The sequence below is a fragment of the Kribbella pratensis genome (genome assembly GCF_004366075.1).
Classification (GTDB): Bacteria; Actinomycetota; Actinomycetes; order Propionibacteriales; family Kribbellaceae; genus Kribbella; species Kribbella pratensis.
On sequence record NZ_SODU01000003.1, the window covers coordinates 1,224,570 to 1,246,219 of the forward strand.

Below are 21,650 nucleotides of genomic sequence, written 5' to 3' on the forward strand. Positions count from 1 at the left end.
CGCGCTAGCGCCTGCCGCCGAACTCCCACGGGTGTACTTCGGCGCTGTCGGCCTGGATGAGGTTTGCGGCGGCCTCTGGGTTCGGCGCTTCCAGCAAGGCGGCCCGTCCTACGTGGCTGTTGTTGGTCAGGAGGTCGCCGTACATGATCAGATGGTCCGACGTGAGCGGGCGTGCGGCGTCCTTGGTGAGGACGAGGTAGCGGTTGTAGCCCTCGACGGCAGTCGCGAAGTCCCACATCGTGCGGCCCGGGTTGTGGTTGTGAAAACGCTGGATTTCCACGGTCTCGAAGGCGCCGGCGCGGTAGTACGGCTCGTCATACGCGAACCTGCCGGCCGCCTCGTCGTCCGGCAGTACGACGATGTGCAGGCTGCCCGTCGTTCGCTCGCGGTCGTCGGTCAGCGTCGGGCCACGGGCGATCAGACGGTCGGCGTACTCGTCCATGAACGCCCAGTGTTCTTCCTTCAGCGCGACCTTGATCTCGAATCCATCCGGCTTGTCACGCCCGTAGACGAAGTACTCCATGCTCAGCTCCTCCGGACCCGTGAAAACCGTAGACAGTAGTGCGTACGGCGGGTCGCCGTACGCACTACGCGTGGCGCGGGGTCAGGCTGTGGCGGCCAGGTGGATGCGCAGGATCGTGTCGTAGTCGACGACCTCGACGCCGGCCGCGGGGGTCACGGTTCCCTGGGAGGGGACGATCACCAGTTGGCGCAGGTCGCTGACGTCGACGTCGTACTTCGACTTCACCTGGGAACGGTTCTCCGCGTTGCCGAGGTACTCCGCGTACTGCGCAAGCTCGGTCGCGCTGTCCTGCACCGAGGTACGGAAAACGCGGCGGCGCTTCTTTCCGTTGACCGTGTCGACGACCGGGAGCTCGAGCCGGCCGACGACGTGGCTGCCGTCCGCGCGCTCGAGGATGAAGTCCGGGTGCAGATCGCCGAGCGCCGGCTGCCGGATCAGCTTGGTCGCGTCGAACGCCGACAGCAGGATGCTCTCGTGCTTGTCCAGGAACTCGTCGACGGTCGAATCCTGCAGACCGTGCGCGAGATAGGTGCTCTCGAACGCGTCCGCCTTCAGCACGGCCGGGTCGACCGGCAGGCTGACCGTGCCGATCGGGTCGAGGTGCGGGCTGGCGTTGGAGTAGTTCCGGAGGAAATCGAGGTACTTGTCGGCCGGCTCGGAGCGGTGGATCGCGAGCGCGAAGAACACCCAGTGCGCGCGGAGCGAGTCGCCCGCGGTGTGCACGAGCAGCGCGCGGTCGAAGGTCGAGTAGTTTCCCGGCCCGAACCGCAACAGCTCGTCCGCCGGGCCGACGACCTCGTTTCCGAGCATGTTCCCGGTGCCCGGAAAACGTTTTTCGAGGGCGCTCTTGCCGGCCTCGGTCGTGATGGTCGCGTCCTTGAACCAGTTCTGTCCCTTGAGGTTCGCAACCACGGTGCGGCCGTCGCCGATCCCGAAGTACTCCTCGACCGTGGCGGCCTTCTGCCGCCGGACTTCGAGCGTCCGGTACTCACGGCTCAGCCCGACGAGCTCGAGGATGTTCCAGTCCGGCGTCTCGGTCAGCACCATCATCCGCGGCAACAGCATCGGCCCGGGCAGCTCGGTCCGGTGACTCACCGGGAGATGCCCGGCGGCCTCCTTCAGGTGCTCCCCCCAGAACTGGCTGTTCACCTTCACGAACTCGGTGGGTTTCATCGTTCTCCTCGCTCAGACACTCGGACTCAACCTTCAACTCCCGCCCGAGCTGACCCTATTCCCCACTATCTCAGCGCGATCAGGCTGTCCCTGCCGCTGACCAGGATCAGCTCGCCGGCGGCAACGACACCGGCCCGGCAGTTGACCTCCGGATCCAGCGGGACGTACTCGACAGGTGCGCCCGCGACGACCTTCGCGATTCGGCAAGCGTTTTCGTTACCCATCAGGAACACCCGTCCGCTGGGCGTCACGGCGTACCGGATGCCCGACGGAATGCTCGGCTGCGCAGTAGAGACGACCTGACCGTTCGCGGCGTCGACGAACCGTACGACGGTCTGCGTGGTGCGCTCCGCGGCACCCAGGCAGCTGAGCAGTACGACGCGGTTGGTAGCCGGCTCGATCTGGACCGGGCAGGACCAGTCCTGCGGAATCTCGGACTGCCAGCGCACTTCCCCGGAATGCGGGTCGAGGGCAGTCAGCTGCCTCGGATGCTGGACGCTGCCCTCGATGCCGACGACCAGGCCGCCGACCGTCGTCAGGTCGCTGAGCGAGCCGTCGCGCATCCAGCGTTTTCCGCCGCGCTTCAGGTCCAGGCCGACGAGTTGGTCGGGGAGGTTGCCGCAGCTGTGCCCCAGGTGGACTACCACCATGTCGGTGGTGGCCTCGGCGCTGATGCTGGTGCAGCGGCCGGGTTCGTACGTCCAGCGGTTGGAGCCGTCGAGCTTCGTCCCGTACAGCTTGTCGGAGCCTTTGCTGACCGACTTTCCGGTGATGAGCGGGTCGTTGTCGTCGATGTCGTAGTCGCGGGTGCGTTCGTGCCAGCCCGCCGTACGTTTTCCGGTGTCGGCGTCGAGGACGAGGTACCCGAAGTCGTCGTACCGGACGAGCAGCTTCTGACCGCCGTCCACGACAAACAGGTCGGGTTTGTCGTTCGTGTTCGCGCGGAGGTAGCGCCAGCGGGATTTGCCGGTCGCGGGGTCGAGCATCTCGACAGTGCCGCGTCCCCGCGCGACCGCGATGCCGTGCGCGGTCGCGACGGTCTCACCGAAGTCGAGCCGGCCGGTGTTCGTCCACATCCGGTCGCTGCCGTACACGACAGATGCCGCGTCGACGTTCGCCGGAGGATGGTCGCCCTCGACGTGCTCGTTCGCGCTGAACATGTAGGCGCGCTGGAGCGGGTCGATGACGTAGAGGGTCACGAGGACCACTGCCACGACGGCCGCGAACGCGGCGAGCATCTGGCCGCGATTCCTCGTGACGCCGGGCGGGAACCTGGTCGCGGCGAAGGCGGCCGCGCTGGCCAGGATCAATAGGACGGACACAGTCACCAGGAGCGGAACACGTTGTCCGACCCCTGAGGCTCCGGTGGTCGGCGGGACGGTGAGCAGGACGATCGCCAGGCAGACGAGCCCGATCGCTGCGGGTACGGCGGTGAGAATGCGGGCCTTGCGGTCGGCACGACGTACCGCCCACCAGAGGCCGGCGACCGCTGCCGCCGCGAGGACCGCCATGACGATCGCTTGCCGCTTCGGATCGCTCTTGAACGCGGGGATCCGCCACGGCTGCCCGATCGCCGCGGCACCCGCCACGAAGGCCAGGAACGCGGTCAACACAGCCAGCACCGACAGCCCGGTCCGCTGCCAACCGCGCCATACGGGCGGAGTCAGTTGGTCCAGCAGCTCAAGCTCGGCAGTGAGATTGGCCCGGGCCGCTTCGTCGTACCGCTCGTGAGCGAGCTGCGTCCGATAGATCCGCTCGGACGCCAGCATGGTCTGGAGCTGTTCCCGGCGTGCCTTCGCGTCGAAACGGGTGTCACGGCGTACTTCGGACGCATACGTCGAGTACTGCGAATCCGCGAGTACGGCGTCGACCGCATCAAGCAGCACGTCCGCGTTGGCACCGTCGCCTTGAGTGGGGTCGCCGCCGGTGAGCCGGACCAGTCGGGCAACCTCAGCAGTCCGCACGGGAGTCACGCCGTACGTCGGCAGCAGCTCCTCCGCCAACTGCGCCGACGCCTCAGCATCCTCCCGCGCCGTATTCGTCTTGGCATGCTCCGCCCGGTGGAACCAGGCCGCCAACCGCACCGCGACCGGATCCGTACACAACTGCTCCAACGACTCCAGCGCAGTCAGCACATCGGCGAGATACCGCTCCCGATAGGCAACCCGCCCCTTCTCCGAGTACCGCCCCACCAACTCATCCGCCAGCGCCCCCGCACCAGGAACCACGTCATCCCACAATCCCCGCAATCCAGCCACCCGCCGATACTGACAGATCCCTGGTCCGGCCCGTTGTCAGGAAATGCAGGCGATCAAGCAGTCGGGCCGATCCCCGAACCCGGCTCCTGCTGCGCCAACTCACTCGGCGTACGGCGCAATTCAACGCGCAACGCCCGAACCTCCTCCACGAGAGCGGATACCTGCACTCTCAGATCCGCCTCCTCACGTTCCTGCCGTGAGACGTGCTCGACGAACCAAGAAGCCAGCGCAGCAGTCACCACACCAAGCAGCGCGATCCCGCCGAGCATCAGCCCGACACCCGCAACGCGGCCCGCACCCGTGATCGGATAGCGATCCCCGTACCCCACCGTGGTGATGGTCGTCACAGCCCACCACGCGGCATCGCCGAAGTTCTTGATACTCGCCGACGGCTCAGAACGCTCCGCATCCAGGACCGCAACCGCCGCGGTGAACCCCAAGAGGCCGACACCACCGACCACATAAACCATCGCGCGACCACGCAACGAGGTCGCCGCCCGCCGGTTCAGCCGGCCCAACGCAGTCACAACCCGCAACGCCCGCAACGGCCGAAGGAGCGGCAACGCCAGCACCAACAGATCAACAACATGCTCCCGAAGGAACCGCATCCGCCGCCGGGCAAGCCCCAACCGCAGCAGAAAGTCGCCGGCAAACACCGCCCAGATCACAACCGTCGCCACAGAGCAGGCTCGCCGCAGCGACCCCGCCATCCCAGGCTCAAGAACCGGCCAAGAGTAGGCCCCCAAGAACAAGACGGCGATCCCCGTCAACGGCCACTCAACAACCCTCTGATACCCCTCCGCGAACGCGTCCCGCCGCATAACTCCCCCTCACAACCACCGCTCCCCAAGCACAGTGTGTTACGAAAGTCGCACCTCTCCTACACACCGCCCCCACCCCGCGAGCCACGCGCTTAAGCCGACCTCGCGGCCAAGCCTCCCCCCGGCCAGCCCCCCGCGGAGCTTCCCGCCCAAGCCAACCCCTGCACCCGAGCTCCCTGTCCAGGCCAGCCACCGCGCCCAAGCCTCCCGCCCGACCCACCCCCCGCACCCGAGCCGGCCCACCCAACCCAGCCACCGCACCCGAGCCGCCCCGCCAAACCCAGCCACCGCACCCGAGCCGGCCCGCCAAACCCAGCCACCGCACTCGAGCTTCCCGCCCAGGCCAGCCACCGGAGCCGAGCGAAGCGAAGGCGCAAAGGGGGTGCGGGTGGCGGAGCCCCCGCCGGCGGCAAGCGGAGCGCAGCCGCACAACACGACGAAGGCGAGGCGGTCAGCGCAAGAATTGCGCGACACACCTCGCCCATCGCTTTCGTGGCGGGTGCAGGGTTCGAACCTGCGTAGGCATACGCCGACAGATTTACAGTCTGCTCCCTTTGGCCGCTCGGGCAACCCGCCAGGGTGCTGCCGGTTCGTGAACCGGCGTGGGAGACGATACAACAGGTAGTGGCCCTGACAGCAAATCGGAAAGGAAGTGCCCATGGCTTCGGAGTCCTCCTTCGACATCGTGAACAAGGTGGACCGTCAGGAGGTGGACAACGCCGTGAACCAGGCGGCGAAGGAGATCAGCCAGCGGTTCGACTTCAAGAACGTGGATGCCGGGATCAAGTGGTCCGGTGAGTCGATCGACCTGCAGGCGAGCACCGAGGAGCGGGTGAACGCCGTTCTCGACGTGTTCAAGGACAAGCTGGTCAAGCGGCAGATCTCGCTGAAGGGTCTGCAGGCGGACGAGCCGAAGCTGTCCGGGAAGATCTACAAGATCAACGCCACGATCGACGCCGGTATCACCCAGGAGAACGCGAAGAAGCTGTCGAAGCTGATCCGCGACGAGGGCCCGAAGGGTGTCAAGGCCCAGATCCAGGGTGAGGAGCTGCGTGTCTCCAGCAAGAGCCGTGACGACCTGCAGGCGGTTCAGGCGCTGATCAAGGGCCAGGACCTCGACTTCGCGGTGCAGTTCGTCAACTACCGCTGAGGTCGTGGAGCAGGAAGTGCAGCTGGATGTCGCCGGCCTGGTCGGTCCACAGGCCGGCGGCGTCCAGTACGGCGGCTGACACCACCCTGGCCTCCCGTACGAGCGCCGGATGATGGTCGAACGACTCCCACGGCAGGACCGGGAACCCGTGGAGTTCGCCGTACTGGCGCACCGCATCCATGTCTCCGACCGCGCTGCGCGGTAGGGAGTCGTTGGCCCACGACCAGAGCCAGCTCGACTCGGCCAGGCTCACCGTGCCGATCAGGGTGAGCCGCGCCCTGCAGAACTCGGCGCCCGCCCGCGACCAGGTGATCGCGGCCTGTTCGAGGTCCCAGGAGTACTGCGCGTCCTCGCCGAGTCTCCCGATCAGGCGCTCCTGACGCTCGGCGGCACGGTGATGGGCCGCCTGTACGACGGCCTCCCAGTCAGCATGATCGTGTTCCATCCGAGCGATCGTTCCAGCCCACGAGGGCAACGGCGGGTAATCGGTTCGCGGGTGGGGTAGTTGCCGGGCATGCTGGCGGGTGTGGGCGAGACGTTGATGCGGAAGTGGTTGCTGGAGGACTTCGGGCTCGAAGTGGTGGAACTCACACCGGTCATGCACGGCGCGGACATCGCCGCTCAGGTGTGGCGGGCGACCACGGCGACCACGGCGTACGCCGTGAAGTGGAGCGGCGCGGGTACCAACACGGGCCATCAGGTCGCGGCGTACCTCGCCGACAGCGGGCTGCCCGGCGTACCGGAGTTGATCCGGACGTCCGAGGGCGGACTGTGGAGTGTGCACGCGAAGAAGCGGTTGACGATCACGCCGTGGATCGACGGTCCCCGGGCGGCAGAGTCGGGGCTGACGGACGAGCAGTGGTCGGAGTACGGCGTACTGCTGCGTCGGGTGCACGACGCGGAGCTACCGCCTCGGCTGCGGGACGCGTTGCCGAAGCACAGTCACATCGATGCGCGTACGCCGGCGCTCGCGGAGGACGTCCGTACGCGACTCGAGACCCCTGAGTGCGAGGTCGAGGAGGAGTTGGCGGCGGTGTGGAAGCAGTACGACGACGTCATCACGGACCTGCTCACCAACCGCCCGCCCGCGCCGCACGGCCCGCGGGTCGTCTGCCACGGCGACCCGCATCTCGGCAACGTCCTGGTCGATGACGGGCTGCACCTGATCGACTGGGACGACGTCATCTACGCACCGCGTGAGCAGGATCTGATGTTCATGCTCGGCGGCATGGGCGACGTGGGCCCGACGACGTCCGCGCAGCAGGATGCGTTCCTGGCCGGCTACGGTCCGCACACGCTCGACCAGGACGCGGTCCACTACTACCGCCACGTCCGCGCGTACGAGGACGTCGTCGGCTGGTCCCATCAGGCCATCACCGGCCCGGACGAGCCGTACGCCCTCCAAGTGGTCGAAGGCATCCTGGCCGAGGGCCTCGCGGCCCTGGCAGTTCAGTCCAGTTGAAGCCGGCCTGGAGGGCCGGGGCATTCAGGCGTGGCGGAGCCAGATGTTGGGTTCGATGTAGGTGCCGGTGTTGGCTTCGCGGTCGATCTGCAAGGTGGTCAGGCCGTCGGGGATGGTGTAGGTGCCGGTGGAGGGGAAGGGCATGTTGGTCCACTTCTCCCAGTCCTCGACGGTGCCGGTCATGGTTTGGGAGGCGGGGGCGGGCGCGAGGAGGGTGGCGCCCAGGCGGACGTGGGTGCGCAGCCACGGGTCGAGAGGCAAGCCGTCGGGACGGGTCCAGGTCATGAAGGTCTCGATCGGCGTCAGCGGATAGCGCGACTTGAGGGTCGGGCGGACCGGGGCGATCACCTGACCGAGGCCACGGGCGACCGCGCGGTCGCGGACGGCGGTGATGACACGGCCGGCATGGCCCTGGCCCTGTTCGTCGGAGCGTACGGCGGCCGCCATCAGCACGAATGTGTTCGGTACGACGTTTTCCTCGTACGAGTTCACCGACCGCGCCAGCGAATCGGTGAACCCGCCAGGAAGATCCGCCACCGTGCCGTCCCAGGCGATCGGTACGCCCCAGCAGCCCGCGATCAGCCGCCTGTCCTCGGCGACGAGGTAGAACTCCCAGTCGGGGAAGTACTCCACCCGCCGCTCGCGGTACGGCGTCACGCCTTCGTCGTGGAAGATGAACTCCGGCCACTCCTCACGGAAGCGTTCGCCCGCTTCCGCATCCAGTTCGGGCGCGTCGGCGACCGGGATCAGTTCATACATGGCCGGAACGCTAATCCTGCGGCCGCGCCCCGGCCAGCGCATTACGACAGGTCCGGATGCGGATTCGTCGTCAGGTCGACGTACTCGTCGTGGACCATACGGTTCTCGTCGTCGAACTCCCTGATCACTCCCGGCGAAGGCTTCCGGTATTCAGGCCGCGCGGACCGCGCGGGGGGAGGCGCCCAACTCTCGGTGGCAGGTCTTGTTGAAGGCTTGAAGGTCGGGGATGCCCACTGAGGCGGCGATGGCGGGGATGGAGAGGGTGGAGGAGACGAGGAGATGGCGGGCTCGGGTCATGCGGCGGCGGCGGATGTACGCGATGACGGTGGAGCCCGTGTCGGACTGGAAGAGGCGGGTCAGGTGGTTGTGGGAGACGCCGGCGACGCGGGCCAGGCCGGGGACGGTGAGCGGCTGGGCGAGGTTGGCTTCGATGTGTGCGATCGCGGTGGCGACGGCCGGGTGACGGGTTTCGGTGGTAACGGGCGTGAGATCCGCGATCCGCCAGAGCGCGCTCCAGACATCCGCGGCGGTGCGGGCCGAACCGGAAGGAGACGACTCGATCGCGGAGCGCAGCAGAGCGGACAGCAGCGGTGCGGCCTCACCGGCGTCCTGTACGACGGGGACGTACGACGGATCGCCCGCGACGACCGGCCGGAAATGCGCGTAAAGGTGCTCGGAACGTCCGCGGTAGTCGAACTGCACCTGGGTCCCGGCCGGCGTCAGCGAGACGTAGCCGGGCGCCACGGAATACGTCGTACCGAGCAGCGTCAGCTCGGCCGAGTAGTTGAAGAGATGCAGCTGCCAGAGGTCCGGCAACCGGAACCTGTCCCGCAGGCCGCGGACGCCGTGGACGCCCGCGCCGGCGTTCACCACCTCCGGCGGTTGCGCGAGATGCAACTCGATCATGGTGAGAAATTACCAGTAGTGGTGAACACAACCCACGCGAGCGCACGGCCTCTTTGCCTAGCCTGGTGGAGTAGCAACCACTACCCACCATGGGAGTCTCCATGCCCCATCCGCATCGCAAGCACCTGCTCTCCTCGGTACAGATGGCACATTTCGTGGCCACCGGCGCGCTCCGGATGGACGCCGTCGTACCGGACGACATGAACCGGCAGGCGATCGAGGTCCTGAAAGCCGGCATTCCGGGCGTTCCGTACGGCACCCCGCTGTCGGAGGCGTTCGTGGACAGCGAGTTCGTCGAGCGGCTGGTGCAGCTGCCCGAGGTGGCCGGCGCGATCCACAGCCTGGTCGGCCCGGAGCCGACCGTCGACCACCACGCGGTCCACATCCGCAAGGCCCACGAGGGCGAGGCGCAGAACCTGCACGGTGACGCGATCATCGACGTCCGCACGGACGCCTTCGACGTACAGCTCATGTACTACCCGCAGGACGTGACGCTCGAGATGGGCGGCACGCTCAGCGTTCCCGGCAGCCACCTGCGCCGGACCAACGAGTCCGACACCGGCCGCTACCAGAACCTGCGCGGTCAGACCCGCCTGGTCTGCCCGGCCGGCACCGTCCAGTTCCTGCACCACGGCATCTGGCACGGCGGCCGCAAGAACGACAGCGACCTCGACCGCTACATGTTCAAGATCCGGTTCAACCCGACCGTCCGCCAGGTGCGGCTCTGGAACACCGACGACCTGTACGACGAGCAGGTCGCGGCCGAACTCGAGCAGAACTTCCCCTGGTACGAGAACGCCACCGGCCGGCTGGAGAAGTACAACCGGATCAAGCTGTGGCAGGCGATCACCGGTGACGACACCTACGACCCGAACTACTGGGTCACCCGCGTCTCGAACCGCCCGCAGCGCGTGGTGACCGACCGCGCCAACAACCCGCACGCCTCCGCGAAAAAGGAGATGGCATGACCTCCACCGCCGAGACCCCGCTGCAGACCGGCCTTCGTCAGCAGGTGCTGGTGCTCTACCTGGCCTCCTCCGCGCTGGACGCGCGCGTGGTCGGCTGGTCGACGTATGACGGCACGGGCGAGACGCACCCCACGACGGGTGACAGTGACGTACCGCCGTACGAGACCGGGCTGGACGCGCTCAAGGACGGGTGGCGCCTCTTCCAGGCGTCCCAGCTGAACCCGCCGTACCCGGGTCACGAGTACGACGTGTCCTTCCTCAAGCACGAGTTCTTCTTCGAGAAGCTCGTCTAGGTCCTACACAGGCACGACGCACACCGGCTTCGGCCAGACGGCCGGCTCGCCCACCTGGGTGAGCCGGCCGTCGGCGATGGTGAACGTGGCGATCTGGTCGGAGCGCTCGTTCGCGGCGTACAGCGTTTTCCCGTCGTTGCCGAAGGCAAGGTGCCGCGGCCAGTCCCCGCCGGAGGAGATGGTCTGCACCAGTTCGACCGACTGCCCGTCGGCGGCGGTCTCGAACACCGCGATGGTGTTGTCGCCCCGGTTCGACCCGTACAGGAACTGGCCATCGGCGGAGATCAGCAGCTCGGCCGGGAAGTTCTCGCCCGGCGAGTCGGCCGGCCGGGTCGAGGCGGTCTGCACGACCTGCAGCTTCCCGTCGGAGTAGCTGCAGACGGTCAGCGTCGAGTCGAGCTCGTTGATCACGTACGCCGCGTCCGCGGTCGGGTGGAACACCATGTGCCGCGGGCCGGCGCCGGGGTGGACACGCAACTGGTCGACCTCGTGCAGCACGCCGTCCTCGCCCAGCGTCGACGAGTAGACCGTGTCGGAACCGAGGTCGATGTCGAACACATACGCACCGGCTGGGTCGAACGCGATCTGGTGCGCGTGCGGTCCCTCCTGGCGCTCGGCGTTCGGTCCGGTCCCGGAGCGCTGGACGAAGTACACGCGCTCGCCGAGCGAGCCGTCCTCGTTCCGAGGGTGGACGGCAACGGAGCCCGACGTGTAGTTCGCCGACAGCACGAACCGGCCCGACGGGTCGATGTCCAGGTGGCACGGGTGCACGCCACCGGTCGGCTGCTGGTTGAGCAGCTCGAGCCCGCCGTCCGGCTGGATCGCGAACGCCGCGACCCGGCCGTTGTCCTCCTCGTCGCATGCGTAGAGGAACCGCCCGTCCGCGGAAATGACCAGGAACGACGGGTCGGCGACGGTCGCGACCGTTTCGATCCCGTCCAGCGGACCGAACGCGATCCCGTCCCCGCCGCCGGCCTGACTGGTATAGCTCCCGACATAGATCCGCTCAGAAGTCATGCCCCATACCCTGCCAGGTCGTGGGACCTAGGGCACGCCCCTGTCCAGACCGTAGAGTGCGGAGCCCCAGCCGAGGTCGGGGACGAGGAGCTGCCATCCCAACCGTCGGTACAGGCGGGGTGCCGGACGGTCGTCGGCGTACGTCGTGAGCAACGCGCGCGGGTTCGGCAGGTCGCGCATCAGCTCCTGCATCAGCTCGGTCCCGATGCCCTGCCGCCGGGCCTCCGGGAGTACGGCGAGCTCGACGACCTCGAAGTGCCCGCCGATCCACTCCGCCGTGAGCTCCGGGCCGATCGCCTCGGCGACCCGGTCGGACCACCACTGTCCACGTTTTCCGGTGAATCCGTATGCGAACCCGACAACGTTTTCCTTCCACGCCGCGACCAGCTTGAAGTCGTCGCGATCCGCGTGCGTGGGGAGCTGGTCGGTCGCGAAGTGCTCGGCATCTCCATCATCGAACGAGGCGGCGAACACGTGCCCGAGCTCGTCGGCGATGGCAAGAGCGGCAACTCGGTCGAGGACGCTGATCACCTCGCTTAGCCTAAGGCGCATGGACACCAAGGCGCTGCTGCAGCGAATCGGAATCGACCGGTACGACGGCCCGCCGCGGCTGGAGGCGCTGTCGCAGTTGCACGCCGCGTACGTGGACCAGGTGCCGTACGAGACGGTGCAGTACCAACTCACGCCGGGCGGTCCGCTCGAGCCGGAGGACGTGGCGAAGCGGATCATCGCGCGGGAGACCGGCGGCTACTGCTTCCAGCTGAACGGCACGTTCGCGCTACTGCTGACCGAGCTCGGGTACCGCGTCCAGATGCACCGTGGCGGCGTACAGACCGCCAACCGCCCCGGCGATATCGACGGCAGCCACATGGTGCTGACTGTCAGCGGGCTGGTCGAGGACCCCGAGCGCCAGTGGCTCGTCGACGCCGGCCTCGGCGACGGGCTGCGTTACCCGATGCCGCTGGAGACCGGCGAGGTGGAGCAGTACCCGTTCACGTTGCGGCTCCGCCCTTCCGAGAAGACCGACGGCTGGCGGCTCGACCACGATCCGCGTGCGAACTTGATCGGAATGGACTTCGAGTCGGCCCCGGTCACCCTCGACGCGTTCGCGGCCCAGCATGCAGCGCTTTCCGCCGACCCCGCGTCCTCGTTCGTACGGTTGGCATCCGCCTTCCGCCGTACGCCGGAATCCGTCGTCGTACTGCGTTCCGTCGGTCTGAGCGAAACCTTTTCCGACCGCGTCGACAGCACGCTGCTCGAGAACCCCACGGACTACTTCGCGGCACTCGCAGACGTTTTCCGGCTGCCGCTCCCGCACTACTCCGCCGCCGACCGCGAGATCCTGTGGCGCCGCGTCTGGGCCCAGTACGAGGACTTCCAGGCGCGGGCTACTTCGTCGTAAAGCTCACGATGACGGCGTCGCCTTCGGCGTATGTCAGGGTGGCGATGTGAAGTGGTCCGCCCTGGTCGCTCCAACTGACTGCGGCGAGACCGCCGGCCACGCCTCCGGCACTGCCGCCGCCACTGCGGCTGACGTCGCTGCCGCTCCTGCTCAACGAGATGTAGCCCTTCGAGTCGGTCAGCTTGAGCGTCCCGTCCGCCACCGTCGCCGTGAACTTAGCCCCCTTGAGGTTGATGACGGCCTTCTTGCGAATCATCACCTCACAGACGCCGTCGACACAGGCCTGGTAGTTCTGCCCGTCCTCGGCCGCTGGCACCGCTGCGCTGGTCGGCGTACCGGCGGGCGTACCCGACGGCGGTGTCTCGCTCTTGCCGGACCCGCCGCAGGCGACCAGCGCGAACATCAGAACCAGCCCGGCGATTCCTCGTGTGATCACCCGCCAGAGGCTATCGAGCGAAGCGACGGTCGACCCGGCTGTGACCGGAACCTGTCAGGTCGCGAGCGCGAACATGATGCTCGGCAGGACCGAGAGTACGGCGGCTACCGCGGTGCAGAGGGAGATCATCGTGACGGCTGGAGTTTCGATGTCCACCGAGAAGGGGGCGTCGGCGGGGAGGCGGAAGAGTTCCGCGATCCAGCGGAGGTAGACGGCGAGGCCGATCATGACGTTGAGGGCCATGACGATCGCGAGCCAGCCGAGGTGGCCGTCGATGACGGCCTGGAACGCGGCGAACTTGGTGAACAGGCCCGCGAGACCCGGCGGGAGACCGGCCAGCACGACGAGGAAGAAGATGAGTGACGCAGCCAGACCGGGCTCGGAACGGACCATGCCGCGGTAGTCGGTCAGCAGACCAGCGGGGCGATGACGCTGGACGACGGCGACCGCCCCGAAGGCGCCGAGCGTGACCACGACGTACGCCGCGAGGTACCCGACGACGGCCTGCGCGTTGTCCACGGCCAACGGCGCCAGCAGGAAGCCGACCTGGCCGATCGAGGACCAGGCCAGCAGCCGGACCGCCTCGACCTGACGCAGCGCCGCCAGGTTGCCGACCGTCATCGTGACCGCTGCCAGGATCGCGATCACCGTCCGCAGTTGCGAGCCGTCCGGCGCGATCCCGGACGTCACCAGCACGAGCAGCCCGGCCACGCCGGCCGACTTCGACACGACCGCGAGGAAGGTGGTCACCTCGATGGGCGCGCCGACGTACGTGTCCGGCAACCACGCGTGGAACGGCACCGCCGCGATCTTGAACCCGAAGCCGACGATCACGAACAGCCCGGCCGCGAACGCGACCCGTGCGAGGTCCGGATCCAGCCCGTTCAGCCGGTTCGCGATCGTGGACAGGTACAGCGACCCGGTCACGCCGTACAGGTAGGAAATCCCGAACAGCATCACGGCCGTGGACAGCACCGACACCAGGAACGCCTTCATCGCGCCCTCGGAGCCACGCCGGTCCCGCCGCAGCGCGACCATCGCGAAGCTCGGCAGCGACACCACCTCGAGCGCGATCACGAGTGTCGCCAAATCCCGCGCACCCGCCAGCACCGTCGCACCGGTCAACGCGCTCAGCAGCAGGAAGTGGTACTCCCCGATCGGCACGTCCGCTGCCAGCAAGCGGTACGCCGACAGTCCGACGACGCCGAGTCCACCGATCAGCAGCACTGCCCACAACCCGGCCGTCAACGGTTCGAAGACCAGGCTGCACTGCGCGGGCCCCTCGACCGCGGGCCGGCAGAACGCGGGCATGAAGTCGTCCCGACGCGCCCACACGAACACGAGCCCGAACAGGATGACCACGCTGGTCAGTAGCGTGACCACGGTGTGCCGGAGCTCGGCCGAGGCACTCTTCCAGAAGCTGTCGACCAGAAGTACGGCGACCGCACCGAGCGCCAGCACCAGCGGTACGGCGATCGCCTGCCAATCAGTCCAGGTGAGAGTCACAGGGCCACCCATTGCTGCAGGAGGAGGCCGGGCCAGAGGCCGAGCAGCACGGTCAGCGTGATCAGCGGGGCCCAGGTGACCAGCTCGATGCGGCTGAGGTCGACCGCGAACGCGGCCGGCGGGTTCTCGGCCGGATCGCCCTGGCACAGGTTGCGGACCAGGCGCAGGAAATACGCGGCAGTGAGCACCGTTCCGAGTCCGGCGATCACCATGAACACGAGGAAGGTTGTCCGCGGCAACCACGGCGCCGGGTTGTACGCACCGAGCAGGACCAGCATCTCCCCCCAGAACCCGGCCAGCCCCGGCAGACCGAGCGACGCGAGACACGCGAACGTCAGCAGCGCGGCGATCCGTGGCAACCGTGCGTACAGCGCCCGCCCGATCGTCCGCAGGTCGCTCGTGTCGTGGCGATCCTTGATCGCACCGGCCAGGAAGAACAGCAGCCCGGTGATCAGCCCGTGCGCGATGTTCGCGAACAACGCGCCGCGCAGACCGGCCGGCGACAGCGTCGAGATCCCGAGTCCGATGAATCCCATGTGCCCGACGCTCGAGTATGCGATCAGCCGCTTGACGTCGGTCTGCGCCAGGCAGGCCAGTGAACCCGCGACGATCGCGACCGTCGAGAACGCCCCGAGGTACGGCGCGATGGTCGCCGTCGCGTCCGGCAGCACCGGCACGAGGATCCGGATCATGCCGTACGTCCCCAGCTTCAGCAGTACGCCGGCCAGCAGCACCGAGCCGACCGTCGGCGCCTTCGCGTGCGCGTCCGGCAGCCAGATGTGCAGCGGCCAGAGCGGCACCTTCACCGCCAGCCCGATCGCGATCAGCAGCGCCGCGACCAACGGGATCCCGTGCCCGCCGGCGACCGGCGAGCTGGTCAGCTCGACGATGTCCAATGTCCCCGCCACCCGCTGCACGAGCAGGAAACCGAGCAGCATCAGCGCGGAACCGAACACGGTCATCAGTACGAAAGTGTTCGCGGCGCGTTTCCGTCCGGCCGCGTCGTGGTGGTCGCCCCAGATGTCGATGACCAGCCACATCGGGATCAGCACGATCTCGAAGCAGACGAAGAACAGCACCAGGTCCAGCGCGGAAAACGTTCCGATCACGCCGGTCTCGATCACCAGCAGCAGCGCGATCAGGGAACGGGTCCGGCCGATCCGTGGCGTGATCTTCAGCGAGTACAGGCAGCACAGGAAGGTCAGCAGCGCGGTGAGCACGATCAACGGCACCGAGATCGAGTCGACCCCGAGGTGGAACCGGACCCCGAGCGACGGGATCCACGCGACGTCGATCTGGGTTTCCGGCAGATCCTGCGGCCCGTACGCGAACCAACCGCCGTTCTGCGGCCAGAGCAGCACCGACCCGATCAGCACCAGCCCGGAAATCACCGATCCGTACGCCGCCGCCAACCGGTCCCCGATCGCCGCCGGGATCGACCACAGCGCACCCGCAGCCAGGAGCGGCAGCACGAGGATCGCCAGCAGGACAGCGTTCACGAGCCGATCACCCCCGCCAGCACGGCCAGCGCAACGACGCCGATGACAGCCGCGGTGAGATAGGTCTGTACGTTCCCGGTCTGCAGCCGCCGGAACCCTTGTGACGCCAGCGTCCCCGTCCGGCCGACCGCCCGGACATAGGCCCCGATGACATCGCGATCCCCCGCGACGGTCAGCTTCGCCAGCCACCGCACGGGTACGACGACCAGACCGTGGTACGCCGGATCGGCGCCGAACTCACGCTCCAGCAGGAGCGGCCGCGGATCCGCCCCACGCCGCCACAGCGAGTACGCCGGGAGTGCGCCGAGGAGCACGAGCGCGGTCGAGATCAGCCCGATCATCCAGTTGAGATGCACGCCGTCGGCGTACCCGAGCGCGATCGCGGCGACCGCGAGGAGAACGAGCGGCGCCAGCATCACCCAGGGCGCATCGCGCAGCTTGGAGCTGTCGGGCTCGTCGAGATCGGCCGCCGCGTCGCCGTCCTCGAACGCGCCGATGCCGCCGGCGAGCGCCGGCGTACGGAAGAAGGTCCACAGCCACAAGCGCAGGCAGTAGAACGTAGTCAACGCGGCCGTCAGGCAGACCGAGACCAGGACGAGCCAGCCGAGGCCCGACCCGTCGCGCGCCTTCTCCCAGGCCGCTTCGATCACCGTGTCCTTGGAGAAGAACCCGGCGAACCCCGGAACGCCGGCCAGCGCCGCGAGACCGACCGTCATCGTCAGGAACGTGACCTGCAGCGCTTTCCGCAACTTTCCGCGGCGCGTGTACCGGCGCAGGACGACGAGGGCCGCGCTGCCGACCTGGTGCAGGAGCACGCCGGCGCAGAGGAACAGCAGGCCCTTGAACGCGGCATGCGTGGCCAGGTGGAAGAGCGCCGCGTGCCGGCCGTCCGCCGTACCGAGGGACAACGCCGAGAACATGATCGCCAGCTGGCTCACCGTCGACCAGGCCAGGACCCGCTTCACCTCGACCGCCGCGGATGCGCAGAGGGCGGCGAACAGCATCGTCACGCAGGCGACGATCGCCAGCACCGTCAGCGTCGTCCCCGAGGCGGAGAACACGGTGTAGAGACGGGCGATCAGGAACACGCCGGCGGCAACCATCGTGGCCGCGTGGATCAGGGCGCTGACCGGGCTCGGGCCCGGCATCGCGTCCGGGAGCCAGGTCTGCAGCGGGACCTGTGCCGATTTCCCGACCACACCGACCAGGAGCAGCAGCGTCCCGGTCGTGAGCACCCCGGGGGAAATCCGCGCCGGATCGATTTCGGAAATCCGGAAAGTGTGCGCACCGAGGCCGAGCACGAAGATTCCGAACAGGAATCCGACGTCGGCGAACCGCGTCATCAGGAACGCCTTCACCGCGCCCGAGCGGGCGTCCCGGCGTTCCCAGTAGTGGCCGATCAGCAGGTACGAGCAGGCGCCCATCACTTCCCAGCCGATGAGCAGGAAGAACAGGCTGTCCGAGATCACCACGGTCACCATCGCCGCGGTGAACAGGGTGACGAGCGCGTGGTACGACGCCGCGCGCTGATGCAGGTACCCGAGTGAGTAGACCTGGACGCAGGTCGCGATCACGCCGACGACCGCGAGCAGCAGGACGGTCAGGTCGTCGGTGCGGACCGCGAAGCCGATGGTGAGGTCGCCGACCTGGGAGTTCATGAACGCGTACTGGTCCGGAGTGGCGCCGTACAGGAGCGCGGCGAACAGGAGGATCAGCAGCGAGAAGCCGACGCCGGCCACCCGCCAGACGGTGGCGATCACGACGCCTCCTCCAGGTCGCGGGCCGCATCGGCGTCGACGTGGCCGTGACCGCGGAACAGCAGCAGAACGATCGCGAGGCCGAGTCCGATCTCCGCGGCGGCCAGCGTGATGACGAAGATCGCGAGCGTCTGCCCGGTGGCTTCGTCCACCCGCCACGCGTCGAAGGCGACCAGGTTCAGGTTCACGGCGTTCAGCATCAGCTCGAACGACATCAGCATCGTGATCACGTTCCGGCGCGCGAGGACGCCGTACACGCCGATGCAGAACAGGACCACGGCCAGCAGCAGCGGGAGGACCAACGGCATCGTCAGTCCTCCTTCTTGCGTTGAGACAGGGCGATCGCGCCGATCAGTGCCGCCAGCAGCAGCACCGAGAGGACCTCGAACGGCAGCACCCAGTTCTTGAAGATCTGCGTACCCACGGTCTTCGCGGATCCGTCGGTCACCGGCTTGATCTTCTCGTTGCCGAAGGCAAACACAACACCGGCGCCGAGGATCAGCGCGAGCACCGCGGCGACACCGGCCGCGAACGGGCTGCGGCCGGTGGTGAGCTCCGGCAGCGGCTTCATCGGCGCCTTGGTCAGCATCAGCGCGAACAGCACAAGCACGACGATCGCGCCGACGTACACCAGGATCTGGACCAGCGCGACGAACTCCGCCTGCAACGCGCCGAAGCAGCCGGCGACCGCGCCGAGCGCGAGCACCAGCCAGAGCGCGGCGTGCACGATCCGGCGGGACACCACCACGACAACGGCGGCCACCACCGCCACCGCGCCCGCGACGGAGAACAGAGCAGTGGTCACGCTTCGTCCTCGGAGGCCTCGGACACCTCGGACGCCTCGGACGCAGCCGGACCGGGGTCGATGGGCTGTGGCGCCGGCACCGTCCACATCCAGTCGCGGAGCCGGTCCTTCTCGTGGGTCAGGTTCCGGATGTCGGTCTCGGCGTACTCGAACTCCGGCGACCAGAACAGCGCGTCGAACGGGCAGGCCTCGATGCAGATCCCGCAGTACATGCAGAGGCTGAAGTCGATCGCGAACCGGTCCAGCACGTTCCGGCTGCGCTCCCGGGCCTGCTCACCGACCGACGGCGCGGTCTCGGTGTGCGAGTCGATGTAGATGCACCAGCTCGGGCACTCGCGGGCGCACAGCATGCAGGAGGTGCAGTTCTCCTCCATCAGCGCGATCACGCCACGGCTGCGCGGCGGCAACTCCGGCTGGACGTCCGGGTACTGCTCGGTGACGGAACGACGGGCCAGGGTCCTCGCGGTGACCTTCAACCCCTCGACCAGGCCCTTGCCAGGCAGTCCCACGCTCCACCTCCCGTCTCTTAGCAGGACATTAGCCGATCCGCACGTCCTACAGCTCGCGTTCCAGGCGGGCCGCGACCTGGCGGTACCGGCTGACCGGTATCAGATGAACGCCCTCGAAGGCCCCGGAGTCACGGATCTTCAGGATCTGCTCGCAGGCGTGGTCCACCCCGGCGTCCCGGTCCCGCTCCACCGCCTCGAGGAGATCGGCCGGGATCTTGAGCTGGGGCAGCCCGGCGAGGTTGCGAGCCATCTGGGCAGAGGCGAGCACCATCACTCCGGCGTACACCGGGATGTCGAGCTGGACCGATTCGCGCCAGCGGAGCAGCTCGTCGAGGTCGTAGCTGACCTGGACGTACAGGAAGTCGGCCTCGGCCTTCCACTTCGGCACCGGCCGAAGACGGGTGGCGGCCCCGACCTTGAACGGGTCACAGCCCGGGTACGTCGTCTCGCGGGTCTGCTCGATCATCCGCCGTACCGTCAACTGGCTCGTGCGGGCACCCTCCGCCGGGTCGTCCCCGTGCACGAACAGAAAACGCTGTACGCCGTACGCCGCCGCAGTCAGCAGATCCCGCCGGAAACCGAGCAGATTCCGATCACGCGAGTTGAGGCAGGCGATCCCCTGCGCGCCCATCAGCTGCACTTCGTTGGCCACCGCAACACTGGAGACGGTCGCCCGCCCGATGTGGTTGTCCGGGATCAGGAACCCGTCGGCGATCGGACTCATCACCCCGATCTGATGCCGCACCTTCTTCAGATCCGGCCGGGTCGGCGGCTCCACCTCACAGATCAGCTCGAACACCCTCCGGACCCTACAGAAGGTCGGCAGACCGGGGCGGGCTATCTCATCCGCGTTCGGAGAAAGTTCTGCTCGGCCTGATTCGGGGTGCGCTCCAGGGCGGACTTGTAGGCGGCCTGGGCTTCGGGGATGCGGTCGAGCCGGGTCAGCAGGTCGGCTCGGATGGCGTGGAAGAGGTAGTAGGTGTCGAGCGACAGGGCGTCGACGAGGGCGAGGGCGGCGGCGGGGCCTTCGACTTCGGCTACGGCGACGGCTCGGTTGAGGGCAACGACCGGCGTGGGTTCCAGCGTGAGGAGGTGGTCGTAGAGCTGGAGGATCTGGCGCCAGTCGGTGGCGGTGGGGGTTGCAGCGTCAGCATGGACGGCGTTGATAGCGGCCTGGAGTTGATACGGGCCAGGCTGGTTGCGGCGCAGGCATCGGCGGACGAGCGCCTGGCCTTCCTGCAGCAATGCGCGGTCCCACAGGGCGCGGTTCTGGTCGCTGAGGCGGACGAGCGTGCCGTCGGGCGCGACACGGGCCGGGCGACGGGATTGCTGGAGGAGCATCAGCGCGAGCAGGCCGACGGCTTCAGGCTCATCCGGCATCAGCTCGACCAACAGCCGGCCCAGCCTGAGAGCCTCGGTGGCGAGTTCGTCGCGGACCAGCGTTTCGCCGGACGAGGCGGCGTACCCCTCGTTGAAAATCAGGTAGACGACGGCGAGTACGCCGCGGACGCGCTCGGGCAGATCGGCCTCGTACGGGACGCGGTACGGGATGCCTGCGGTGCGGATCTTGGCCTTGGCCCGGACCAGGCGTTGCGCCATCGTCGGCTCGGGCACCAGGAACGCGCGGGCGATCTCGGCCGTGGTGAGGCCGCCGAGCATTCGCAGGGTGAGCGCGACCCGGACGTTCAGCGCCAGCGCCGGATGGCAGCACGTGAAGATCAGCCGGAGACGGTCGTCCCGCACGACGCCCTCCTCCACTGGCTCGTCCTGGGCATGCAACAGCGCCGCCTCGGCCTGCTTGTCCGGCCGCGCCGATTCCCGGCGCAGGCGGTCGATCGCGCGGTTCCGCGCGGTCGTGATGATCCATCCGGCCGGGCTCGGCGGTACACCGTTTTCCGGCCATTTCTCGACCGCCGCGGCGAACGCGTCCTGGACGGCGTCCTCGGCGATCTCCAGGTCGCCGAAGACACGCGTCAGCACAGCGACCGCCCGCCCGTGCTCGGCCCGGAAAATCGCGGCGAGGTCAGGTGTCACGACTGCGAGGGCCTCACCTCGACGGGCAGGCCGAGGACCTTGGTGAGCCGGCGGGCCCAGTGCAGCGCGGCGTCGAGATCCTCGACGCGGATGACGATGAAGCCGCCGAGGTGTTCCTTGCCCTCGGTGAAGGGTCCGTCGGTGACGAGGATGTCGTCGCCGGACGCCTTCACGACGGTGGCGGTGTCCGGCGGGTGCATCCCGGCGTCGAACACCCAGACGCCGGCCGCCCGCAGCTCCGCGTTCAGGACCTCGAGGTCGCGCATGATCGGGTCCAGGATCTCGGGCTCGGGAGCCGGACCATCGGGCTGGTAGATGCTGAGCATGTACTGGTTCATCGTTGCCTCCTTCTCGCCCTCTACACGAACAGCC

23 protein-coding genes, 1 tRNA gene and 1 pseudogene are annotated in these 21,650 nt (G+C 68.0%); 5 read left to right on the forward strand and 20 right to left on the reverse strand.

Translation table 11 applies throughout. From position 1 onward, the window contains the following. Positions 1 to 4: 4 nt before the first annotated feature. The 5 genes from EV137_RS30170 to EV137_RS30190 all read right to left on the reverse strand — a co-directional run bounded on the left by EV137_RS30170 (position 5) and on the right by EV137_RS30190 (position 5,351). Entirely contained in the window at positions 5 to 523 is a 519-nt protein-coding gene (locus tag EV137_RS30170; protein WP_134131627.1) for a YciI family protein, read from the reverse strand. An 81-nt stretch (positions 524 to 604) separates the two neighbouring features. Then, a complete protein-coding gene (locus EV137_RS30175; protein ID WP_134131628.1) occupies positions 605 to 1,696 on the reverse strand; it encodes a hypothetical protein in 1,092 nt (363 codons plus the stop codon). Between the two features lie 65 nt (positions 1,697 to 1,761). Continuing rightward, positions 1,762 to 3,954 (reverse strand): outer membrane protein assembly factor BamB family protein, encoded by a 2,193-nt coding sequence (locus EV137_RS30180; protein ID WP_134131629.1) that lies wholly within the window; start codon positions 3,952 to 3,954, stop codon positions 1,762 to 1,764. A 53-nt stretch (positions 3,955 to 4,007) separates the two neighbouring features. After that, positions 4,008 to 4,634, reverse strand: coding sequence for a potassium channel family protein (locus tag EV137_RS30185; protein ID WP_202876347.1), 627 nt, complete (start codon positions 4,632 to 4,634; stop codon positions 4,008 to 4,010). 634 nt (positions 4,635 to 5,268) lie between these two features. Beyond that, a tRNA-Tyr gene (locus EV137_RS30190) sits at positions 5,269 to 5,351 on the reverse strand. An 82-nt stretch (positions 5,352 to 5,433) separates the two neighbouring features. Here EV137_RS30190 and EV137_RS30195 point away from each other — a divergent pair. Further along, on the forward strand, positions 5,434 to 5,925 hold the full coding sequence (locus EV137_RS30195; RefSeq protein WP_134008190.1) for a YajQ family cyclic di-GMP-binding protein: 492 nt from the start codon (positions 5,434 to 5,436) through the stop codon (positions 5,923 to 5,925). Here EV137_RS30195 and EV137_RS30200 read toward each other — a convergent pair. After that, positions 5,912 to 6,370 carry a DUF6882 domain-containing protein gene (locus tag EV137_RS30200; protein WP_134131631.1) on the reverse strand — a complete coding sequence of 153 codons (459 nt, stop codon included), beginning with the start codon at positions 6,368 to 6,370 and terminating at the stop codon, positions 5,912 to 5,914. The genes EV137_RS30195 and EV137_RS30200 overlap by 14 nt on opposite strands. 81 nt (positions 6,371 to 6,451) lie before the next feature. On the opposite strand from EV137_RS30200, the gene EV137_RS30205 reads away from it, so the two are divergent. Then, on the forward strand, positions 6,452 to 7,387 hold the full coding sequence (locus EV137_RS30205; protein WP_166680045.1) for a phosphotransferase enzyme family protein: 936 nt from the start codon (positions 6,452 to 6,454) through the stop codon (positions 7,385 to 7,387). A 24-nt stretch (positions 7,388 to 7,411) separates the two neighbouring features. On the opposite strand, the gene EV137_RS30210 is transcribed toward EV137_RS30205, so the two are convergent. Then, positions 7,412 to 8,146: a hypothetical protein gene (locus EV137_RS30210; RefSeq protein ID WP_134008182.1), complete on the reverse strand. Its 735-nt coding sequence runs from the start codon at positions 8,144 to 8,146 to the stop codon at positions 7,412 to 7,414. A gap of 150 nt (positions 8,147 to 8,296) precedes the next feature. Beyond that, entirely contained in the window at positions 8,297 to 9,052 is a 756-nt protein-coding gene (locus tag EV137_RS30215) for an AraC family transcriptional regulator (protein WP_134131633.1), read from the reverse strand. A gap of 101 nt (positions 9,053 to 9,153) precedes the next feature. On the opposite strand from EV137_RS30215, the gene EV137_RS30220 reads away from it, so the two are divergent. Further along, positions 9,154 to 10,020: a phytanoyl-CoA dioxygenase family protein gene (locus EV137_RS30220; RefSeq protein ID WP_202871200.1), complete on the forward strand. Its 867-nt coding sequence runs from the start codon at positions 9,154 to 9,156 to the stop codon at positions 10,018 to 10,020. After that, a complete protein-coding gene (locus EV137_RS30225; RefSeq protein ID WP_134008176.1) occupies positions 10,017 to 10,313 on the forward strand; it encodes a hypothetical protein in 297 nt (98 codons plus the stop codon). Before EV137_RS30220 ends, EV137_RS30225 begins: the two co-directional genes overlap by 4 nt. A gap of 3 nt (positions 10,314 to 10,316) precedes the next feature. On the opposite strand, the gene EV137_RS30230 is transcribed toward EV137_RS30225, so the two are convergent. Next, positions 10,317 to 11,330, reverse strand: coding sequence for a lactonase family protein (locus EV137_RS30230; protein ID WP_134131634.1), 1,014 nt, complete (start codon positions 11,328 to 11,330; stop codon positions 10,317 to 10,319). 27 nt (positions 11,331 to 11,357) lie between these two features. Continuing rightward, complete coding sequence (locus tag EV137_RS30235) at positions 11,358 to 11,861, reverse strand: GNAT family N-acetyltransferase (protein WP_166680046.1); 504 nt, start codon at positions 11,859 to 11,861, stop codon at positions 11,358 to 11,360. 19 nt (positions 11,862 to 11,880) lie between these two features. Here EV137_RS30235 and EV137_RS30240 point away from each other — a divergent pair, with 19 nt between their 5' ends. Then, positions 11,881 to 12,732, forward strand: a complete 852-nt coding sequence (locus EV137_RS30240) for an arylamine N-acetyltransferase family protein (protein WP_166680047.1) — start codon at positions 11,881 to 11,883, stop codon at positions 12,730 to 12,732. Here the strand turns inward: EV137_RS30240 and EV137_RS30245 are convergent. The 10 genes and pseudogenes from EV137_RS30245 to EV137_RS30290 all read right to left on the reverse strand — a co-directional run bounded on the left by EV137_RS30245 (position 12,719) and on the right by EV137_RS30290 (position 21,616). After that, entirely contained in the window at positions 12,719 to 13,168 is a 450-nt protein-coding gene (locus EV137_RS30245) for a hypothetical protein (RefSeq protein WP_134131637.1), read from the reverse strand. The genes EV137_RS30240 and EV137_RS30245 overlap by 14 nt on opposite strands. Before the next feature lie 54 nt (positions 13,169 to 13,222). Next, the gene (locus EV137_RS30250) at positions 13,223 to 14,674 is read right to left on the reverse strand and encodes an NADH-quinone oxidoreductase subunit N (RefSeq protein ID WP_134131638.1); all 1,452 of its coding nucleotides are present in this window, start codon (positions 14,672 to 14,674) and stop codon (positions 13,223 to 13,225) included. Next, positions 14,671 to 16,173, reverse strand: coding sequence for a complex I subunit 4 family protein (locus EV137_RS30255; RefSeq protein ID WP_134008158.1), 1,503 nt, complete (start codon positions 16,171 to 16,173; stop codon positions 14,671 to 14,673). Before EV137_RS30255 ends, EV137_RS30250 begins: the two co-directional genes overlap by 4 nt. After that, positions 16,170 to 17,933, reverse strand: a complete 1,764-nt coding sequence (locus EV137_RS30260) for an NADH-quinone oxidoreductase subunit 5 family protein (RefSeq protein WP_134131639.1) — start codon at positions 17,931 to 17,933, stop codon at positions 16,170 to 16,172. Before EV137_RS30260 ends, EV137_RS30255 begins: the two co-directional genes overlap by 4 nt. After that, positions 17,930 to 18,238: an NADH-quinone oxidoreductase subunit NuoK gene (gene nuoK, locus EV137_RS30265; protein ID WP_130384764.1), complete on the reverse strand. Its 309-nt coding sequence runs from the start codon at positions 18,236 to 18,238 to the stop codon at positions 17,930 to 17,932. Before nuoK ends, EV137_RS30260 begins: the two co-directional genes overlap by 4 nt. A gap of 2 nt (positions 18,239 to 18,240) precedes the next feature. After that, positions 18,241 to 18,735: an NADH-quinone oxidoreductase subunit J family protein gene (locus EV137_RS30270; protein WP_134008152.1), complete on the reverse strand. Its 495-nt coding sequence runs from the start codon at positions 18,733 to 18,735 to the stop codon at positions 18,241 to 18,243. 158 nt (positions 18,736 to 18,893) lie between these two features. Beyond that, positions 18,894 to 19,109: pseudogene (locus EV137_RS41590) on the reverse strand (4Fe-4S binding protein); the annotation flags it as partial. 181 nt (positions 19,110 to 19,290) lie between these two features. After that, positions 19,291 to 20,043, reverse strand: coding sequence for a methylenetetrahydrofolate reductase (locus EV137_RS30280; RefSeq protein ID WP_238175635.1), 753 nt, complete (start codon positions 20,041 to 20,043; stop codon positions 19,291 to 19,293). Positions 20,044 to 20,081: 38 nt separating this feature from the next. Beyond that, positions 20,082 to 21,278, reverse strand: a complete 1,197-nt coding sequence (locus EV137_RS30285) for an RNA polymerase sigma factor (protein WP_134131642.1) — start codon at positions 21,276 to 21,278, stop codon at positions 20,082 to 20,084. Continuing rightward, entirely contained in the window at positions 21,275 to 21,616 is a 342-nt protein-coding gene (locus tag EV137_RS30290; RefSeq protein ID WP_134131643.1) for a YciI family protein, read from the reverse strand. The genes EV137_RS30285 and EV137_RS30290 overlap by 4 nt, the downstream gene beginning before the upstream one ends. Between the last annotated feature and the right edge of the window lie 34 nt (positions 21,617 to 21,650).